Source organism: Sulfurimonas sp., assembly GCF_028713515.1.
GTDB lineage: Bacteria > Campylobacterota > Campylobacteria > Campylobacterales > Sulfurimonadaceae > Sulfurimonas.
The window spans coordinates 26,859-44,719 of record NZ_JAQTOD010000005.1 but is presented as its reverse complement, the minus strand read 5'-3'; the positions used below and the strand labels follow the sequence as shown (position 1 = coordinate 44,719).

Here is a 17,861-nt window from a genome sequence, read left to right as displayed (position 1 = left end):
AAAAGAGTTTTAATGAAAAGAAAAATCAGCTTTTGTTTTTATATTTTTCTTCAAAGAGAATATATTTTTATAGAAAATTTCCAATATTTCATACTCTTTTTTACCACTTGGAATTTTAACTATAAAGTCATCGCCACACTCTTTTCCTATCATGGCACGAGAGAGTGGAGCATGTACAGAAATAAGACAATTTTCTGGCTCAGACTCTAAAACTCCGCAGATAGTGTATGTAAACTCCTCATTACTGCTAATATCTAGGAGTTTTACACTACTTCCAAAGCCTACTTTGTTGTGTGAGTGTTTTGATGGGTCTATGATTTGTGATTTTTGAATCATGGAGTTTAGATAAAAAAGTCTCTTATCTATAAATCTAAGCTTCTCTTTTGCTGCCTGATAATCAGCATTTTCACTTCTGTCACCAAGCGCGGCAGCTACCAATTTTTCTTGCGCTGTCTTTGGTTTTTCAACCTCTAGTAAGAACTTAAATTCTGCTATTATAAGGTCGTATCCCTCTTGACTTATGGGTTCTTGCACTCTGAAAATTAACCCTCAAACCCTATGATATAATATGTCTCTTTGTCTTTGACTTTTTCAATTTTTATTTTAAATTTATCACTAAATCTCTGCACTTTCTCATGCGCTTCTTCACTTAATTCTGGAGTAATAGAGTCAATTTTGATTTTAAAATAGTCGTTTGAGTTTGAAAGAGCGACATAGGCACCATTTACTTTTAGGTGGTCATGCAAATCCATAATATGTTTTTGTATCTTCTCATAACCAATCGTGTTCTTTTCAATTTTTTCAAGCTGCTTCAATAAAGCATCATTTGGAACATATCCTAATTGTGTAAGCATGGCATCTCTTTGCATTTCTGTCCTTTTTTTTAAAAAATGATAGCAATATTTTGTAAACACGATAAATATTCAGTCATTTGTTTATATAGATTTACTATAATAATGTTAATTTTAACAGTCTACAAAGAGAGAAAAACATAATGACAGAAGATATACTCAAGCAGATTAAACAACTTCCACCCCTTCCGGAGTCTGCTATGCAGATAGAAGCTGTTTATCAAAATCCAGATAGTAATTTCAATGATATGGTAAAAATATTGGAGACTGATCCTCTTTTAACGGCTGATATTTTAAAAGCTGCTAACTCCCCGCTTTATGGATTCTCTAGAGAGATAAATGCTATAAGTCAAGCGGTTGGTCTTTTTGGAATGGGCACAATCAGGGGCTTTGCGCTTGCAAGTATTATAAAAAAAAGTTTTGCCCTCAATCTATCTCCTTATGGAATTGATAGCGATACATTCTCTATATTATCAAAAAGACAACATGCGCTTGTGACTGCATGGTGCCTAAGAAAAGAACCTAAGCTTCTAGGAATTCTCTCTCCTGCTGCTTTTCTTGTGGAGATTGGTAAAGTTTTAATATCTCAGCATATGCTCATAAATAATCTTCAAGAGCAGTTTAAAGAGGCCCTCAAAGAACTTCAGGATGTGGAAGCAGCAGAGAGAGCAATTGTTGGTGTTGATACTCCGGAAGTTAGTGCTTCAATATTTGAGCAGTGGAAATTTGAACCTAGTCTAGTAAACACAATTCGTCATTGTCTAAATCCTGATAAAGCACAAGATGCTGATAGAAAAGCAGCGCAGATACTGCATGTAACAAGAACAGCTGTTCCTTTAAATGGTGTTATCACAGAGGAGAGCTTAGTTGCCGCAAGAGAACTAATCAACAAATATTCACTCGATATAGAAAGCTTTGAAAAAGCTGCTCTACTTATCTAGATGAAATCTCTTCTTATAAGGCTTACTCACGGCTTGAGTGAGCAAGATATCTCCGCGGACGAACTTGTGCGCGTCAACAGCTTTTTCGCAAAAAATTACATTACAAAAAAAGACAATATTTATAAATTCAACTCCAAGTATCGTGCTGGCACACTAGGGCTTGTTCAAAAAGGTACAGCGTACCTTAATGTTATTGGCGAAAATGTTCATGACCTCTTTATCGGCGAGGGTGATTTAGGAAATGCGACTGAAGGAGATCTTATAATAGCTCAAAGATTATTAGGCGTCAGAGGAACCCCCAGTGCAAAAATTGTTGAAATTGTTGGTAGAGCACAGACATTTAGCGTGGCTTACATAATCACAAGAGATGGTAAAAAATCTCTAGTCAATCTAAAAAATGACCATCCAATAGGCGCAGAACAAGAACTTAACAGCTATAGCGATGGTGATGTTTTTAAAGTAGAAAATCAGACTTATACCATTATGGAGAAGCTAGGAAATATCGCAGATCCACTCGTTGATGAAAAAATAGTTCTTGCACAATTTAACAAACACGATGAATTTGATAGTGAAGTTCTAGAAATCGCAAAATCTTTTAAAGAGGTAGATGCTTCAAACTATCCAACTAGAGTTGATTTGAGGTATCTCAATTTTTGTACGATCGATCCAGTAACAGCAAAAGATTTTGATGATGCAATCTGTTGGGATGATGAAAACAGCACTCTTTATGTTGCTATTGCCGATGTTAGCGAGTATGTCACGCCATTTGGCGCGATTGATAACGAGGCAATTTATAGAAGTTTCTCTATCTATCTTCCGCATCGTTCTATCCCGATGCTCCCTCGTGAGCTAAGTGAAACACTCTGCTCACTTCAGGCTCATGTCGATAGATTGGCGTATGTTTTTGAGATAAAACTTGACATTAACACTCTTGAAGTTACTAAATCAAAAGTTTATGAGGCAATAATCCACTCTGATAGAAGATTTAACTATGAAGAGATAGATAGTTTTTTTGATGGGAAACTAGAAGCAAAAAATCCAGAAGAAGAGAAGATTTTTGAGTATATCAAAAAACTTAGAGTAGTGACTGATAGGCTAAAGGCAAAAAGACTAAAGGTTGGCTATGACTTCCGCTCAGAAGAGATTGAGATGGTGATTGATGAAAACTCAAATCTCGTCTCAACTGCTTTTGCAAAAGAGACTCCCTCTCACGCACTTATAGAAGATTGTATGTTGCTTGCAAACAAAGAGGCGGCTGCGCAGTTTAAAAGAGGGATTTTCAGAATACATGAACCTCCAAGCCAGTTAAAACTTCAAAAACTTTATCAAGAACTAGCTGGAGTTGGAATATTTGTAGATATAAAAAGTTCCATAAAAGAGACAATCACAAACATTCAAGATCAAGCAAGAGCAATGAATTTAGAAGCAGAGGTCGATACTCTCATTATTCGCTCACAGATGCAAGCTAGATATGCACCAATAAACGCAGGACACTTTGGACTTGGATTTGAGCAGTACACACACTTTACCTCTCCTATCCGAAGATATAGTGATTTGATAGTCCATAGATTACTAAAAGCAATTGCAAATCATGATACTATTGAAGGTTCGTATGTTCTTCGAAATATAGAATCGTTGAGTATGACAATAAGCGAAAAAGAGAGAGAAGCCAGCACGATAGAAGTTGAATTTATGGCGAGAAAATTTGCTAGATGGGCAGAGACAAATATAGGCAAAGAACTTAAAGCTCGAATCATAGAGACTCTGCCAGAACTTAAAGCTGAGCTTCATGATGAAGTGCAAGGTGCGAAAATACATATCGTATCTGCTTCAAAAGCGACTCTATTTGAAGATGTGATAATTAGCATTACTAAAGTTGACATACCAAAAGCCAAAATATTTGCAGAAATACTTAAGATTGTTGATGTATAAAAACGAGCTAGACAAGCACATACAAAACGGTTCCGTTTCAAACAGCTTCGTTTTTTTTGGAGAGAGCAGTTTTTTGATCGATGCCTACACAAACAGAGTTACAGACATCGCAGATGCTTCACTTCTGAAGTTTTATCATGATGAGTACAACTTTGAATCAGCAAAAGCGCATCTATCACAATCTTCACTTTTTGGCGGACAAAATGTACTAATCATTAAAAGTGAAAAAAAGATTCCAAAAAAAGATTTGGATATTTTTATAAACTATTGTGAAAAAAACTCTGACAACATTTTCGTTTACGCCTATTATGGGGACGATTACACCACTTATGCAAAAGCATTTGCCAAAACAAAAGCTATGAGCGTTAGGTTTTTCAATCCAAATTTGGGTGAGTCTATTTTCATAGTCTCTCAGATGGCGAAAGAGAAAAAAGTTAATATCGACAACTCCACCATTTCTCATCTTCTAAATATTCATAACACAGATGTAGCGCTTGCCTGCAATGAGATAGAAAAATTCAGAATTTTTGATAGAGCCATAACGACAAAAGATGTGGATAATCTAGTTTTTGGATTGGCCCAAATCAACATAGATGAGCTTATAAAAAACATACTAAACAAAAAAGATTTTAAAGACGAGCTCTTAAACATCCTAGGACATGGAGAAAATGAGATAAGAGTAATTAGTGCGATAACCTCATATATCACGACGCTTTATATGTTTAACATCTACATTCGCGTAAATGGTGTGGCAAATGCGCTTGACATATTAGGATACCCTGCCCCAAAATTTGTAGTTGATGAAAAAGCTGCTCTCTCTTTAAAGTTTAAACCACAAACTTACCATAAACTACATAATCTCTTGCTTGATAGCGAGTTAAAGATGAAGAGTTCTGGTGTTGACAAAAGTGCTATTTTGCTCTCATCGCTCATCAGATTACAAACAATTATTTAATTTACAGATAACATTTTAGCAATAAATGCGATAGTACATTTTTTTATAAGCTTGAAAAATTGTAAAAGATTTGTTTGGAGCAGAGTGCAACTCAACCAATAAAAGCTGAGTTGCGAAGATTTAAAAATATTAGTTTTTAGAAGTATCTACTATCTTATTTGCAGAGATCCATGGCATCATAGATCTTAGTTTAACACCAGTTTGCTCAATCAATGAAGCTTTTGCATTTGCACGCTCAGCGTTCATTCTTGGGTATCCTGCTTGACCTTCTAGAATGAAATCTTTTGCAAATCTTCCATCTTGTATCTCTTTTAAAATCTCTCTCATCGCAGCTTTAGACTCTGCATTGATAACGCGCTTACCTGAAACATAGTCACCATACTCAGCAGTGTTAGAGATCGAGTATCTCATATCTGCGATTCCGCCTTGGAACATTAGGTCAACTATAAGTTTTAACTCATGTAAACACTCAAAATATGCAAGTTCTGGAGCATAGCCAGCTTCAGTTAGTGTCTCAAATCCAGCTTGAACAAGAGAAACGGCACCACCACAAAGAACAGCTTGCTCTCCAAAAAGGTCAGTTTCTGTCTCATCTTTGAAAGTTGTTTCGATGATCGCAGTTCTACCACCACCGATAGCAGAAGCGTAAGAAAGTGCTAACTCTCTAGTTTTCCCACTTGGGTTTTGTCCAACAGCGATTAAGTCTGGAATACCGCCGCCTCTTACAAACTCTGAACGAACAGTGTGTCCTGGAGCTTTTGGAGCAATCATAGTAACATTGATATCAGCTCTTGGGTGGATTCTTCCGTAGTGAATGTTAAAACCGTGTCCAAATGCGATAGTTGCGCCGTTTTTAAGGTTTGGCTCAATCTCGTTTTTGTAAATCTCAGCTTGATTTTCATCTGGAAGTAAAATCATAACCAAATCAGCATATGCAGCCGCATCACCAACAGTCATTACTTTAAAACCCTTTGCTTCTGCTTTTGCCCATGAAGAGCCACTTTTTCTAAGACCAACAACAACCTCAACACCGCTATCTCTTAGATTTTCAGCATGTGCGTGACCTTGAGAACCAAAACCAATCATAGCAACTTTTTTGCTCTTGATCAGTTCAATGTTACAATCTTTGTCGTAGTAAACAGTTAATGACATTTAATTTCCTTGTTTTATATTAAGCTTAAATGCTTAAAAAATTTTCGGCATTATACTAAAATAAAGCAAAAACTTTTATAATGCCCTCGAAATAAAAGGAAGTATGTATGAAAAAATTCAATCTTTTTAAAGAAATTATTGTTGTCGACAAAAGTAAACTCTTAGAAGCCATAGAGTCTCAAAAACATTTTGGAATAAGGATTGATGGGGCAATACGCCATGAACCTTTTACCATAGAAGATATACTTATCTACAGTGGTGTAGCCGAGATGAACGCACACCTTGAGGGTGCTCTTGGAAAAAACTATCAACTAGTAGTGGATGCGAACAGAGTTTTGATAAAAGCTTTTTCAAACTGGCAAGAGATTATAGGATACAACACTCCAAGAGCATCTTACGACGACACAACTGCCGATGGAGTTGATGAGTTTTCAACAAAAGAGATGGAGGAGATTGGATGGAATGCTACGGAGTTTAACATCTCATACAGAGACCTTGTGGATATGCTAGAGGATAAGTGTGATGGCACGATTATCTGTCTTGAACAAGAGTCACCATATATGTTTAGTGGTTTAGGTTTTATAGCAAACTTGGATGATGCAAAAAATATGTTGTTTGACTATTGTCAAAAAGAGATAAAAAAACTTATGTCTGAAGATGAGGATTTTGCGCTAGAAAACTTAAATGATGATGAGCTACAAGCCACTAGATTTTTCAATCTCTTACCACAGTAACGCTAAAATAAACAACTCCACTTTAGTGGGAGGAACTTATCGTCCACTCCAACTCACTAAAACTATGAAAAACTACTTTTTCGAGAATTGCAAGGTATGCTACTTCTCTTTTTTACTTCTTATTTTTGAAACTAAAATATAAAAAAGAGGGATAAACACTATCGCCAAGAATGTAGCCGATAGCATCCCGCCAACAACTCCAGTTCCTATGGAGTGTCTACTTGCTGCTCCTGCTCCACTGCTTATTGCAAGAGGGATAACTCCCAGGGTAAATGCCAACGAGGTCATAATAATAGGACGCAGACGAATCTTTGCGGCTTCTAAAACAGCCTCAACAAGTTCCATACCTTGCGCTCTTTTTTGCATCGCAAACTCAACAATCAAAATAGCATTTTTAGCGCTAAGACCAGCTAAAACAAGGATTCCTATCTGGAAGTAGATATCGTTATCAAGCCCTCTTAGATGATTTGCAACAACGGCTCCAAACACACCAAATGGAACAGCTAAAATAACAGCTATTGGCATAAGCCATCTCTCATATTGGGCAGCTAAAATCAGATATAAAAATATAATTCCAAAGATAAATGCCAGATTTCCAGCACTTGATATCTGCTTCTCTTGATAAGCCGTACCTATCCAACTGATGCTATAACCCTCTGGAAGAACCTCTTTTGAAACCTCTTCCATCACTCTTAGTGCATCTCCAGAGCTATATCCAAGAGAGGCTTGTCCTGATATTTTTGCTGCATTAAAGAGGTTAAATCTCTCAACCAAATCAGCACCAACACTCTCTTTTAGTGTTACAAACGAGCTAAGAGGAATCATTTCGCCTTTTTTATTTCTAACAAATATTTTCTCTAAATCTTGTGGCGTTTTTCTAAAAGACTCCTCTGCTTGCATATTTACCATATATGTTCTACCTAGCATGTTAAAATCGTTTACATAAAAACTTCCAAAAGTTGCATTTAGAGTTTGGTAAATATCATCAGCATTTACCCCTTTTGCTTTTGCTTTTGCCGTATCTACATCTATCTTATATTTTGGAACAGAGGTGTTTAGCGTTGTTCTAACACCCTCTAATTCTGGTCTCGCATTGGCTCTTTTGATAATCTCATCAACATTTTTTTGCAACTCTGCCAGATCTGCGCCTGTTCTATTTTGAACATACATCTCAAATCCGCCAGCTATTCCCATACCCCTAATCGGAGGAGGAACAACCCCAAAAGAGAATCCATCGCTTGTGCGTGATAGTTTTTTACCCATCTCAGACGCTATATAACTTGCCTGCTGCGTTGGATCTTTTCTCTGCTCCCATGGTTTAAGTTTTAAGATAGTAGCTGCAGAGTTCGTTCTTTGTGAGAAAGTGACAAAGTCTATTCCAGCAAACTGGATTATATCTTTTACACTCGCTTTATCTTTTGAGGCTATATCATAAATCTCCGAGGTAAGAGCATCCGTTCTGCTGAGCGAAGCAGATGGAGGGTTATAGCTAAAGACAAAAACAGTCCCTTTGTCTTCGGTCGGAACAAGTCCAGTTTTTAGGGTTGTAAACATGTTATATGTGACAAATAGAAGCCCACCAAAGAGTAACATACTCAAAAGAGAGTATCGGATAGTTAACTTTAAAGTATTTGAGTAACCTCTTGTTGCGCTCTCAAAAAAACCATTAAACCATTTGAAGAAATACTTTGGTTCTTTATGATCTGGTTTTAAGATCAAAGCACATAACGAAGGCGTAAGTGTAAGCGCGACAAGCCCAGAGATAGCGAGCGACATAACAATAGTAATGGCAAATTGCTTATACATCTCTCCACTAAGCCCACCTAAAAAAGCAACTGGAAGAAAAACTGCCGAGAGCACTAAAACAATAGCAATCAGCGCACCAGAAACCTCTTGCATCGCTTTCATGGAGGCATCTTTGGGCGAGAGCCCCTCTTTTATATGTCTCTCAACATTTTCAATAACAATAATCGCATCATCAACAACTATTCCAATAGCAAGAACTAGCCCAAAAAGAGTAAGCAGATTGATGCTAAAACCTAGGACATACATACCTGCAAATGCCCCAATAATGGATACAGGAACAGCTAAAATGGGTATAAGCGTTGCTCTAAAATTTTGTAAAAACAGAAATATTATAAGAATAACTAAAATGATAGCCTCTATGAAAGTTTTAATAACCTCTTGAATGGAAATCTCAACAAAATCAGTAATATCGTAAGGAATGACATACTCAACATCATCAACAAAATGCCCACTGATTGAAGCAATCGTTTTGCGGACCTCTTTTGCGGTCTCTATCGCATTTGCACCACTTTGTAAAAATATCATAATTGGCACAGCAGGGACATTGTTTAGCTTATTTTTCATATCATAACTTTGAGAACCAAGCTCAATTGTTGCTACATCTTTTAACTTTAGCGAACTTCCATCTTCGTTGGCTCTTACAATAATCTCTGAAAACTGCGATGGATTATCAAATCTTTGTGGTGTCTCGATAGTATATGTAAACATCTCTTTGTTCGAGATCGGTTCTGCTGCGAGCTTTCCGGCGGCGTATTGCTCATTTTGTTCTCTGATGGTAGCAACTAAATCATTAACCGTAAGAGAGTATTTTTTAAGCTTTGATGGATCTATCCAGACTCTGATTGAGTAATCTTTTGCGCCAAATATAGTTACATCTCCGATACCCTTAACCCTCTTTAAGTCATCAACTATATTCATAAGAGCGTAGTTTGACAAGAAGCTAACATCACGCGTCTGTTTAGGAGAGTTTAAAATAATAACCTGAAGCATATCCGGTGACTTTTCATCTACTCTAACGCCCTGCCTTCTAACTTGCTCAGGCAATCTTGAGAGAGCTGCTTGAACACGGTTGTTTACATCTATCTTTGCATCATCAGGATTTGTGCCAACTCTGAAAAATATACTTATATTAAGTGAACCGTTATCAGCTGCGATTGAGTTCATATAGAGCATATCTTTAGCGCCGTTTATTTGCTCCTCGAGGGGTGCGGCAACAGTTTTTGAGATAGTCTGTGCACTAGCACCCTGATAAGATGCAGTAACTACGATTTGCGGCGGAATAACCCTTGGATACTCTCCAACAGGCAAAGAGCGCATAGCAATAACACCTGCCAAAACGATAAGTATCGAGATAACAGATGCGAAGATAGGTCTTTTTATGAAAAAGGCAGAAAACATTTTAGTTGCCTTTCATAATAGTAACTTTTGAGTTTGGTTTTAGTTTTGCAATATTGCTTATAACGATATCCTCTCCCTCTTGTACACCCTCCTCAACATAAGCGATACCATCTTGAACATGTGCACTTTTGATTGGTCTCATAGAAACAGCCCCATCTTTTATAATGTACACGATTGTTGCATCTTGGGTTTTAACAAGAGCATTTTGAGGAACTTTTGCAACATGCGCATAACTAAGTCCATCTATTTTTAATTCAGCATAAGAGCCAACCACTAGCTCTCTGTTTTTATTTTGAAACTTTGCTCTAAGCTTTAAAGTATCTGTTTGCGCATCTACCATAGAAGAGATAAAGTCCATCTCTCCGCTGTAGCTTTTTGCTCCAACGCTTAGTGTTACCTTTGTGCCGTTTTTAATCTTAGATATATATTTTGCAATATCATCGCTTGGCAGGGAAAACTCGGCATATATTGGCTCCAATGCAGTAATCGTTGCTAATTTTGCATTTTGTCCCTCTATATTTATATAAGAGCCAGCATCACTGTTGCTCATCCCTATTATTCCACTCATTGGTGCTCTTATGGTTGTGTAGTCAAACTTGATTTGAGCATTTTGGACTACTGCTTTTGCTCTGCTTATATCTGCTTTTGCATCTTCATAGGCATAAAAAAGCTGGTCTCTTTGTTGTGCAGAAATTGCACTGTTTTTAAAGAGAAACTCGTTGCGTTCCCAATCTTTATGAGCTTTGTTGAAATTTGCTTCTGTTTTTAGCAGAGCCGCCTTTGCCTCATTCAAAGATGCTCTATACTCATCTTTTTGAATCTCATAAAGCACATCACCTTTTTTTACATATGCGCCCTCTTTAAAGTTCTCACTTAAAAGCAGCCCACTTACTCGTGCAATTATATCAACCTCGTTAAAAGGTTTAAGTAGAGCAGAGTAACTCTTAACCAAAGGTGCACTCTCGAACTTTACACTATAAGCTTTTACTGGCAACGGTGGCATTTTAGCTACCGCAGGTGTATCTGATGCGCCTTTTTTCTCATCACCACAACCAGCTAAAAACATGGATAAAATCACTACTAAAATTGTTAAATTTTTCATCTATAAAAACTCCTTAATATCTTTTCCACTAAAATAAATCAGCTCTGCTTTTTTAACCTCAAACTCATAAAGAGCTCTCTGAGCATCTCTTTGAGCACTAAACTTCTCACTGAGCGCTGCAAGATAGGCGACATTGTCAATAGTGCTATTTTGGTACTTGAACTTTATAAGCTCATACGCCAATGACGCCGCCTCAAAAGCTGCCTTTGTTGATTCCACTTTTGCTTGTGATATAACTAGTGATTTTTTTGCAAGACGATACTCAACATCTGCTCTATTTTTTTCGTACTCAATTGTAGATTTTTTACTCAAATACTCTTGGAGCTTAGACTCATAAGCTTTAGTTCTTGAGCCAAAATCAAAAATATTCCATGAGACATTTACCATAGCTATATTTTGATTCTCCACTAAAAAACCGTTATCTAGAGCTTTGTTATCAAAAAAATAATTACTATGACTTAGCGTATCGTCCAGATAAACAACGGGCATATTTTGACTTTTTTTTACATTTGCCTCATGCAGTACCGAGGTTGCATCGTACTCAAGAGCCTTTATATCCGCTCTTAAAGCCCCATTTTCCTCTTTTGGTAATTTTATAGTTGCATTGCCGTCAATATGCTCAACACTTTTAGATACATAATACTCAAGCGTATAGATTACTTTTTGGCTCTTTAACTCTATCTCTTGAAGTAAAACAAGAGCATTTTTTACTCTTGAGTCAATTTTTGCAACCTCATCTCTCGTAACAGATCCGGCTGTATAAAAAAGCTCAACTCTTTTAAGCTCCTCTTTTAGTTGTCCTATCTCTTGCATCGTTGCCTCTTTGTCGGCTTCAAGTGAAAAATACTCAAAGTAAAGCTTCGATATATCAAGTGAAATAGAGTTTTTGGTAGCTTCAATCGTGCTTTTACTTGAGTCAATAGATGATTCGAGCTGATTGTATAAACTCTGTTTTTTTCCACCATCATATATGGTGTATTTTAGAGATGCTTGAAATTTTAGTGAATTTTTTGCAGCAGCACCTGTCTCTTTATATGTATTTTGATAATTTGCACCTATATCTATGCTAGGTAGATATGAGCCTTTAGAACTCTCGTATTGTTGTTTTTTTGAGGTTAGCGTGTGTGTTGCAGACTCTACAACTCTATTTTTATGAGATAGTTCAAGTAGTTCATCTAGCGAATAAGAGTAGAGAAAAATAGGCAAGCATAGTATCGGCAAAAAAAATCTCAACTGCACTCCTTATTGGTGATTTTACAAAATATTACCAAAAAGAGTCTTAAGTATGTCTTGCTAGAAAGATATAATTTTTGCTACAATTTTACTATGAAAAAAAACAGAGTAAACAGCAATCTTATAACCAATTTCTATGACAAAGTTGAAGCAAAAGAGCTTCCAGAGATTTTTTTGATGACTTTCCCAATAGCACTTATTCATAAAACCATCTTCTCGCACTCAGAGAGTTTTTTTAAAGAACAATATGATCTGCTAAACTCAGAGATAGATGTGCTGGCGTCACTTTATACTCATGGCAAAATTCTCTCGCCTACTCAGCTTTATGATTTGACTATATTTTCATCAGGCGGCATGACAAAGGTTTTAAAAAGGCTTCAAGAGAGAAGTCTAATCTACAGAAAAGAGGATTCAGCCGACAAAAGGTGTATGCTTGTATGTTTAACGCAGAGCGGGGAAGAGCTTATTATAAAATCTTTAAATGATATCTCAAAAGAGTGTAGTAAATATTTTGAAGCATTTACTCAAGAAGAGGCGGAGCTATTCTCAACCCTTCTCAAAAAAGTACTTTTAAATATCAATAGAGCTTAAATATCTTTTGGTTTCTTAGTCAAAAATCTCTGCAGAATTATCATAGCCGAAATTGAGTCTATACGCCCATCGCGGATATATTTTATTTCGCCCCGCATCATGGACTCTGCTTCGATTGATGAGTTGCTCTCATCTTGAAAAAAAATCTCGCCCTCAAATGCAACCAAATTCATAAAATGAGCAACTCGTCTTCGCATCTCATCTTCGCTACTCCCACCCATAGGAATACCAACTACAACTGCATCAACATTCCACTCATCAATCACTTTTTTAACATCTCTTGAGGCTTGGTCTCTATTTTTTCGCTCTACGGCTTTTAACGGAGTGGCTAAATCTTTATGAGCAGAATATGCCAAACCAATGCGCTTTAACCCTAAATCAATTGCAATATATTTCACTATTTCCCCAGACAAAAAGAGCCAAACATTTTGTCTAGCATCTCGTTATTTTCAAATGGTCTTGTAATATTTGCCATCTCTTTCGCTGCTTCAATCAGATGAAAAGAGAAAATCTCAAGCTCCTGCTCTTGTAACGGAAAAAATGACTCCTCTATATTTTTTAAACTATTTTCAACCGCAGATATCTGCCTTTGAGATATAAGCATCATCTCATCAGAACTATTAGTCGAATCCATAATGCTTTCTAGCGCATCTATTAGCGCATCTACACTATCCTTTGTATTTAACTCTATATCAAAATCAATCTCTTTATGTGTGAATTTTGAAATCAAATCTATCTTATTTTTTACATACAAAACTTTTTTTTGCTCGGCATAAGATTTAACCAAAGATATAATCTGCTCATCCTCACTATCTGCCTCTCTTGAGCTATCAAAAAGCGCTATAACGATATTGCTCTGCTCAATTGCCTCTAATGAGCGTTCTATTCCAATCTTCTCTATCTCATCATCTGATTCACGGATTCCTGCAGTATCAACAAGGCGAATAAGATGCGTTCCAATTTTTATCTGCTCTTCAATGGTATCTCTTGTCGTTCCTGCAATATCACTAATAATAGCGCGATTAAAATTTAAAATAGAGTTTAAAAGTGAACTTTTCCCAACATTTGGCTTACCAACAATAGCGACTTTAAAGCCCTGCATTAAGCCTTCTCTAGCTCTACTTGCTCTAAGTGTTGACTCTAGGGAACTTTTTAAAATAGTGAGTCTATCTTTTATTTGTGAGATAAGATTTTCAGGCAGATCTTCTTCTGCGTAATCTATACTAACCTCAGAGTAAGCCAATATATGAATTATCTCATCACGGATTTTCTCGACATACTCTTTAAGTGAGCCCTTCATCTGTGAAGCTAAAATTTTTGCAGCATCTTCACTTTTTGCCTCAATCAAACCAGCGATTGCTTCTGCTTCACTTAGATCAATTCTGCCATTTAAAAAAGCTCTTTTTGAAAACTCTCCAGGAGTCGCAACTCTAGCACCAAGAGCGATAGTCGTACGCAAAATATTTTGAGCAACAATAAAGCCACCATGACACTGAATCTCAACAACATCTTCTGCCGTAAAAGAAAATGGTGCCCTAAAATATATAACAATCGCCTCATCTAAAAGCTCATTTTTGTCGCTATATATATCCGTTAGCGTTGCGTATCTTGGAGTGAGTTTTTTATCTTTTGTAAGAACAGAGGAGATTTGAAGCGCTCTATCGCCACTGATCCTGATTATAGAGATAGAGCCTATACCATTTGCAGTCGCTATTGCGCTGATTGTATCATTCATTATTAGTTGTGATAATCATTTATGATAATAAATTTCAAACCATCGCGAGTTGAGCGGATTGCTACATATTTGTTTGCGTATCTACTTCTAAGTTCTCGTAGTGCTATCTGTATAAGGACGCCATCAAGTATTTTTGTTTGAGCTTTTCCATCTCTATCAATACTCTCATAGATACCCATTAGATATCTGCCAACTGATTCCTCTTGATTTTTTAAAAATTCCGCTATCTCTAAACGAAGTTGCAGTTGATATTTTGAGTTAATCCAGTTAAATATCATGTATGAAAGAGCTTTGTATCTATATCCCTCTTTGCCAATAAGAAGCGCCGCATCTTCTCCCTTAAACTCTACAAAAAGCGTTGTCTCATCATAAACACTAACTTCAATTTTATCAATACTAAAGCACGCAAAAGCAAAAAGTTGGTTTATCTCTTTCTCTACAATTTTAGCTAATTCAGAGAGCTGTTTCATATTTTTTAAAGGTTCTTTATTAACAACTGCATTATCATTTTGTACTAAAGTATCGTGTCCTTCTTCTTCATAATCTGCTGTAAAGTTTATATCAGCCATATCATAATCTTCATCATCTTGCATGCTTACAAATGTCTGTGGCATTATCACATCATTCAAATAATGATGTTTAGGCTTTTGTTCAATAACTTTTTTAGTCCGTAATTCCTCTTCTGTCTTCTCTTTTATCTCTTGTTTTACTTCAGCAATATTTTGCTGTAATACTTCTTTAGTTTGTGTAACAACCGGCTCATTGACCACTTTTATAGAGACAATATCTGCCTTATTCTCTTTTTTCGCAGCAACTATGATTGCATTTTTTTTAAAAAGACCTAAAAAACCACTATTTGGTGCTTGAACAACTTCCACAATCAACTCAGTTACGGAGCACCCTAGAGTTAGTGATGCTTTTTTGTAAGCATCTTCTAAAGTAGTCGACTCTATCCTAACCATCACTCTTCTCCATATGTTTTGCAATAGCTATCTCTGCCTCTTTTGCATTTTTAAACTGTTGATTAACAACAAATTGCTGAGCAATAGAGAAAAGGTTATTAACAAACCAATACAAAACCAATCCTGATGGGAATGTAAGGAAGAAAAATGTAAAGATTACTGGTAAATACTTAAATATTTTCTCTTGTAATGGGTCAGTAAAATTACTAGGAGTAAGCTTTTGTTGGTAAAACATCGAAGCGCCCATAAGGATTGGTAAGATATATGTATGATCCATTCTTGAGAGATCTTGTACCCAGAACATCCATGGAGCACCTTGAAGCTCAACTGCGTTTAGTAAAACACGATATATTGCAAAAAATATTGGGATTTGAAGCAGCATTGGTAAACATCCGCCAAGTGGATTTGCTCCATGTTTTTTATACATATCCATAACAGCAGAGTTCATTCTTTGTGGATCACCCTTATATTTAGCCTGAAGCTCTTTTATCTTAGGTGCGATATCCTTCATTTTCTGCATAGAGACCATGCCTTTGTATGTCAAAGGGTAAAGAATTAGTCTAATTGTTAAAGTAAGTGCAATAATTGACCACCCCCAGTTGCCAAATAGTCCATGAAGCCATGACAAAAACTTAAAGAGTGGTTTTGATGCAAATGTAAACCAACCGTACTCTATTGCGTTTGTTAATATAGGGTTTATATTCTTTAGCGTCTCATATCTTTTTTGCCCAATATATCCATTAAAACTCATATTTTTTGTGGCTTCAAAATATACTACAGGATTACTTTCTCTATCTTTTTCTACTATTATATTTGTTGTTTTATCAAATCCATACATAATTGTTGCGGAGTATTGATCAAATGCTGAAATAAGCTCAACACCAGAAAAGGATTTTCTCTCATCTGCTTTTCCATCGGCTATAACTGTGGAAATTCCATCATTAGTATAAACCATAGCTCCAGCTACTGTCATCATCTGTTTTGAAATCGTAGGTCTCTGTCCAAGGTATATAAAATATCTCTTATCCTCAGAGAGCGAAACTTTTGCATCATAATGTCCATCAGCATAAAAAGTCAGCTCTTTTGTAACGACTACACCTGAGAGCTGTTGAGTTAGCGTAACTTTTTGTGCTTGACTACCCAAAGAGAGCTCACTTGTGCTTGCCGTATATGCCACTTGTGTTGTTTGCTCATTCAGCGATGGCTCCAAGAATCTAACAAGCAGTGGCTTCATTGCATCCTGAGGAATTAGCTGCGCATGCTGATCATCTTTATCATTATATTTAGCTTGAAGTAACTCTTTTGAGGATATACGGCCAAGAGTATCAATTTTAAGTATAAAATCACTGCTTTTTACAGTAACTAATGTGTTTTGACTATTTTCATTAATTTTCTCTTGAGTAGAAACTTCATGATTAACTAACTTTCTTTGGGGTTGAGCAGTCTCTGAACTTGCTGTGTTTTGCAAAGAATTTTCATTTAATGCTATTTTATTTTCATTTTTTGCCGATGCTGGCTCTGCTGGTGGAAAAATTGCTGTATAAGCTACGAAAAAAACTATTGATAATGCGGCTGCGAGCATTAATCTTTGATTTGGCGTCATTTTATCTAACACGATTTGCCTTTATAGTAAAAATTTTTTATAATATAGAACTTGTTTTTTTTGGCTGGAACTAACCAATACTTTATTGAATCAATACCCATTTTTGTGGGCTTAAGTGATAGCTTATCTAAGGTCGGATACTCTATTCCACCATCAAATAATTGATTACATCGCAGTATTCTAGTAAAAGAGTGGTAAAAAGCACTTGAAATTGAGTTGTTTTCAAAATTTATTCTTGCATATTCACTACAAGTTGGGTAATATCTACAACTTCCATAGCCAATCAGCGTAAAAAATTTCTGGTAAAGCCACAATAGCTTTAGTAGTTGCTTCTTAATCATTACTATTTTTTATAGAACCAGAGCGATTTAAAGTTTTAAGGAAGTCGGTTTTAAGATTTGCATAGCTTATCTCATTGATTGCTTCTTTTGCCACAAATATATATGTACCATCATTTAGCAGGGATGAAAATTCACAAAAAAGTGCTCTAAGCCTTCGCTTTGCTCTATTTCTTTTAACAGCGTTTCCAATTTTTTTAGTAGCGGTAAACCCGATTTTATGAGTGTTTGTTGCGGGGAGAAAAAAGAGCACTACACTACCAGTGTGGGTGTCTTTTCCTTTTCTATACACATATTGAAACTCACGATGCTGCTTCAGTGTATAAAAATTATTTAAACTGACAATTTTTTACGACCTTTTGCACGACGGCGATTTATTATATTGCGACCATTTTTTGTTGCCATTCTCAATCTGAAGCCATGAGTTCTTTTTCTTGGCGTGCTATGGGCTTGGTATGTTCTTTTCATAGACATATCCTTTCTTAAAATAAAGTTCGCAATGTTACATAAAAGTTACTTAAAGCGTTG

Annotated in this window: 18 protein-coding genes; 5 read left to right on the top strand and 13 right to left on the bottom strand. The window is 36.2% G+C overall.

Features of this window, described 5'->3' with window-relative positions; genetic code table 11:
* Positions 1–9: 9 nt before the first annotated feature.
* Together greA and PHV22_RS09875 are read right to left on the bottom strand one after the other, a co-directional pair.
* Positions 10–534 carry a transcription elongation factor GreA gene (gene greA, locus PHV22_RS09880; RefSeq protein WP_295023364.1) on the bottom strand — a complete coding sequence of 175 codons (525 nt, stop codon included), beginning with the start codon at positions 532–534 and terminating at the stop codon, positions 10–12.
* Between the two features lie 8 nt (positions 535–542).
* Positions 543–869: a hypothetical protein gene (locus PHV22_RS09875; protein WP_295023366.1), complete on the bottom strand. Its 327-nt coding sequence runs from the start codon at positions 867–869 to the stop codon at positions 543–545.
* A 125-nt stretch (positions 870–994) separates the two neighbouring features.
* On the opposite strand from PHV22_RS09875, the gene PHV22_RS09870 reads away from it, so the two are divergent.
* Genes PHV22_RS09870 through holA form a run of 3 tightly spaced genes read left to right on the top strand, consistent with a single transcriptional unit; the run spans position 995 to position 4,679 of the window.
* Positions 995–1,792: an HDOD domain-containing protein gene (locus PHV22_RS09870; RefSeq protein ID WP_295023367.1), complete on the top strand. Its 798-nt coding sequence runs from the start codon at positions 995–997 to the stop codon at positions 1,790–1,792.
* Positions 1,793–3,724, top strand: a complete 1,932-nt coding sequence (locus tag PHV22_RS09865; protein ID WP_295023369.1) for a ribonuclease R family protein — start codon at positions 1,793–1,795, stop codon at positions 3,722–3,724.
* Positions 3,717–4,679, top strand: a complete 963-nt coding sequence (holA, locus tag PHV22_RS09860; RefSeq protein ID WP_295023371.1) for a DNA polymerase III subunit delta — start codon at positions 3,717–3,719, stop codon at positions 4,677–4,679. The genes PHV22_RS09865 and holA overlap by 8 nt, the downstream gene beginning before the upstream one ends.
* 129 nt (positions 4,680–4,808) lie before the next feature.
* On the opposite strand, the gene ilvC is transcribed toward holA, so the two are convergent.
* A complete protein-coding gene (gene ilvC, locus PHV22_RS09855; RefSeq protein WP_295023373.1) occupies positions 4,809–5,831 on the bottom strand; it encodes a ketol-acid reductoisomerase in 1,023 nt (340 codons plus the stop codon).
* 107 nt (positions 5,832–5,938) lie between these two features.
* Here ilvC and PHV22_RS09850 point away from each other — a divergent pair, with 107 nt between their 5' ends.
* Entirely contained in the window at positions 5,939–6,565 is a 627-nt protein-coding gene (locus PHV22_RS09850) for a hypothetical protein (protein WP_295023375.1), read from the top strand.
* Positions 6,566–6,664: 99 nt separating this feature from the next.
* On the opposite strand, the gene PHV22_RS09845 is transcribed toward PHV22_RS09850, so the two are convergent.
* From PHV22_RS09845 to PHV22_RS09835, 3 genes are read right to left on the bottom strand one after another with little or no spacing between them, the layout of a single operon-like run.
* The gene (locus PHV22_RS09845) at positions 6,665–9,769 is read right to left on the bottom strand and encodes an efflux RND transporter permease subunit (protein WP_295023377.1); all 3,105 of its coding nucleotides are present in this window, start codon (positions 9,767–9,769) and stop codon (positions 6,665–6,667) included.
* A gap of 1 nt (position 9,770) precedes the next feature.
* Positions 9,771–10,871 carry an efflux RND transporter periplasmic adaptor subunit gene (locus tag PHV22_RS09840; RefSeq protein ID WP_299947425.1) on the bottom strand — a complete coding sequence of 367 codons (1,101 nt, stop codon included), beginning with the start codon at positions 10,869–10,871 and terminating at the stop codon, positions 9,771–9,773.
* The gene (locus tag PHV22_RS09835) at positions 10,872–12,104 is read right to left on the bottom strand and encodes a TolC family protein (RefSeq protein WP_299947422.1); all 1,233 of its coding nucleotides are present in this window, start codon (positions 12,102–12,104) and stop codon (positions 10,872–10,874) included. It abuts the gene before it with no gap.
* Between the two features lie 93 nt (positions 12,105–12,197).
* Here PHV22_RS09835 and PHV22_RS09830 point away from each other — a divergent pair, with 93 nt between their 5' ends.
* Positions 12,198–12,695 (top strand): MarR family transcriptional regulator, encoded by a 498-nt coding sequence (locus PHV22_RS09830; protein ID WP_299947419.1) that lies wholly within the window; start codon positions 12,198–12,200, stop codon positions 12,693–12,695.
* Here PHV22_RS09830 and ruvX read toward each other — a convergent pair.
* Genes ruvX through rpmH form a run of 7 tightly spaced genes read right to left on the bottom strand, consistent with a single transcriptional unit; the run spans position 12,692 to position 17,801 of the window.
* The gene (gene ruvX, locus PHV22_RS09825) at positions 12,692–13,093 is read right to left on the bottom strand and encodes a Holliday junction resolvase RuvX (RefSeq protein WP_295023386.1); all 402 of its coding nucleotides are present in this window, start codon (positions 13,091–13,093) and stop codon (positions 12,692–12,694) included. The two genes, PHV22_RS09830 and ruvX, sit on opposite strands and share 4 nt — an antisense overlap.
* Positions 13,093–14,430 carry a tRNA uridine-5-carboxymethylaminomethyl(34) synthesis GTPase MnmE gene (gene mnmE / locus PHV22_RS09820; RefSeq protein ID WP_299947416.1) on the bottom strand — a complete coding sequence of 446 codons (1,338 nt, stop codon included), beginning with the start codon at positions 14,428–14,430 and terminating at the stop codon, positions 13,093–13,095. Before mnmE ends, ruvX begins: the two co-directional genes overlap by 1 nt.
* 2 nt (positions 14,431–14,432) lie before the next feature.
* A complete protein-coding gene (locus PHV22_RS09815) occupies positions 14,433–15,392 on the bottom strand; it encodes a Jag N-terminal domain-containing protein (protein ID WP_295023390.1) in 960 nt (319 codons plus the stop codon).
* A complete protein-coding gene (gene yidC / locus PHV22_RS09810; RefSeq protein ID WP_299947411.1) occupies positions 15,385–17,007 on the bottom strand; it encodes a membrane protein insertase YidC in 1,623 nt (540 codons plus the stop codon). The genes PHV22_RS09815 and yidC overlap by 8 nt, the downstream gene beginning before the upstream one ends.
* On the bottom strand, positions 17,001–17,336 hold the full coding sequence (gene yidD, locus PHV22_RS09805) for a membrane protein insertion efficiency factor YidD (protein WP_295023394.1): 336 nt from the start codon (positions 17,334–17,336) through the stop codon (positions 17,001–17,003). Before yidD ends, yidC begins: the two co-directional genes overlap by 7 nt.
* On the bottom strand, positions 17,329–17,679 hold the full coding sequence (gene rnpA, locus PHV22_RS09800) for a ribonuclease P protein component (protein WP_295023453.1): 351 nt from the start codon (positions 17,677–17,679) through the stop codon (positions 17,329–17,331). The genes yidD and rnpA overlap by 8 nt, the downstream gene beginning before the upstream one ends.
* Positions 17,667–17,801 (bottom strand): 50S ribosomal protein L34, encoded by a 135-nt coding sequence (rpmH, locus tag PHV22_RS09795; RefSeq protein WP_295023396.1) that lies wholly within the window; start codon positions 17,799–17,801, stop codon positions 17,667–17,669. The genes rnpA and rpmH overlap by 13 nt, the downstream gene beginning before the upstream one ends.
* Positions 17,802–17,861 lie beyond the last annotated feature (60 nt).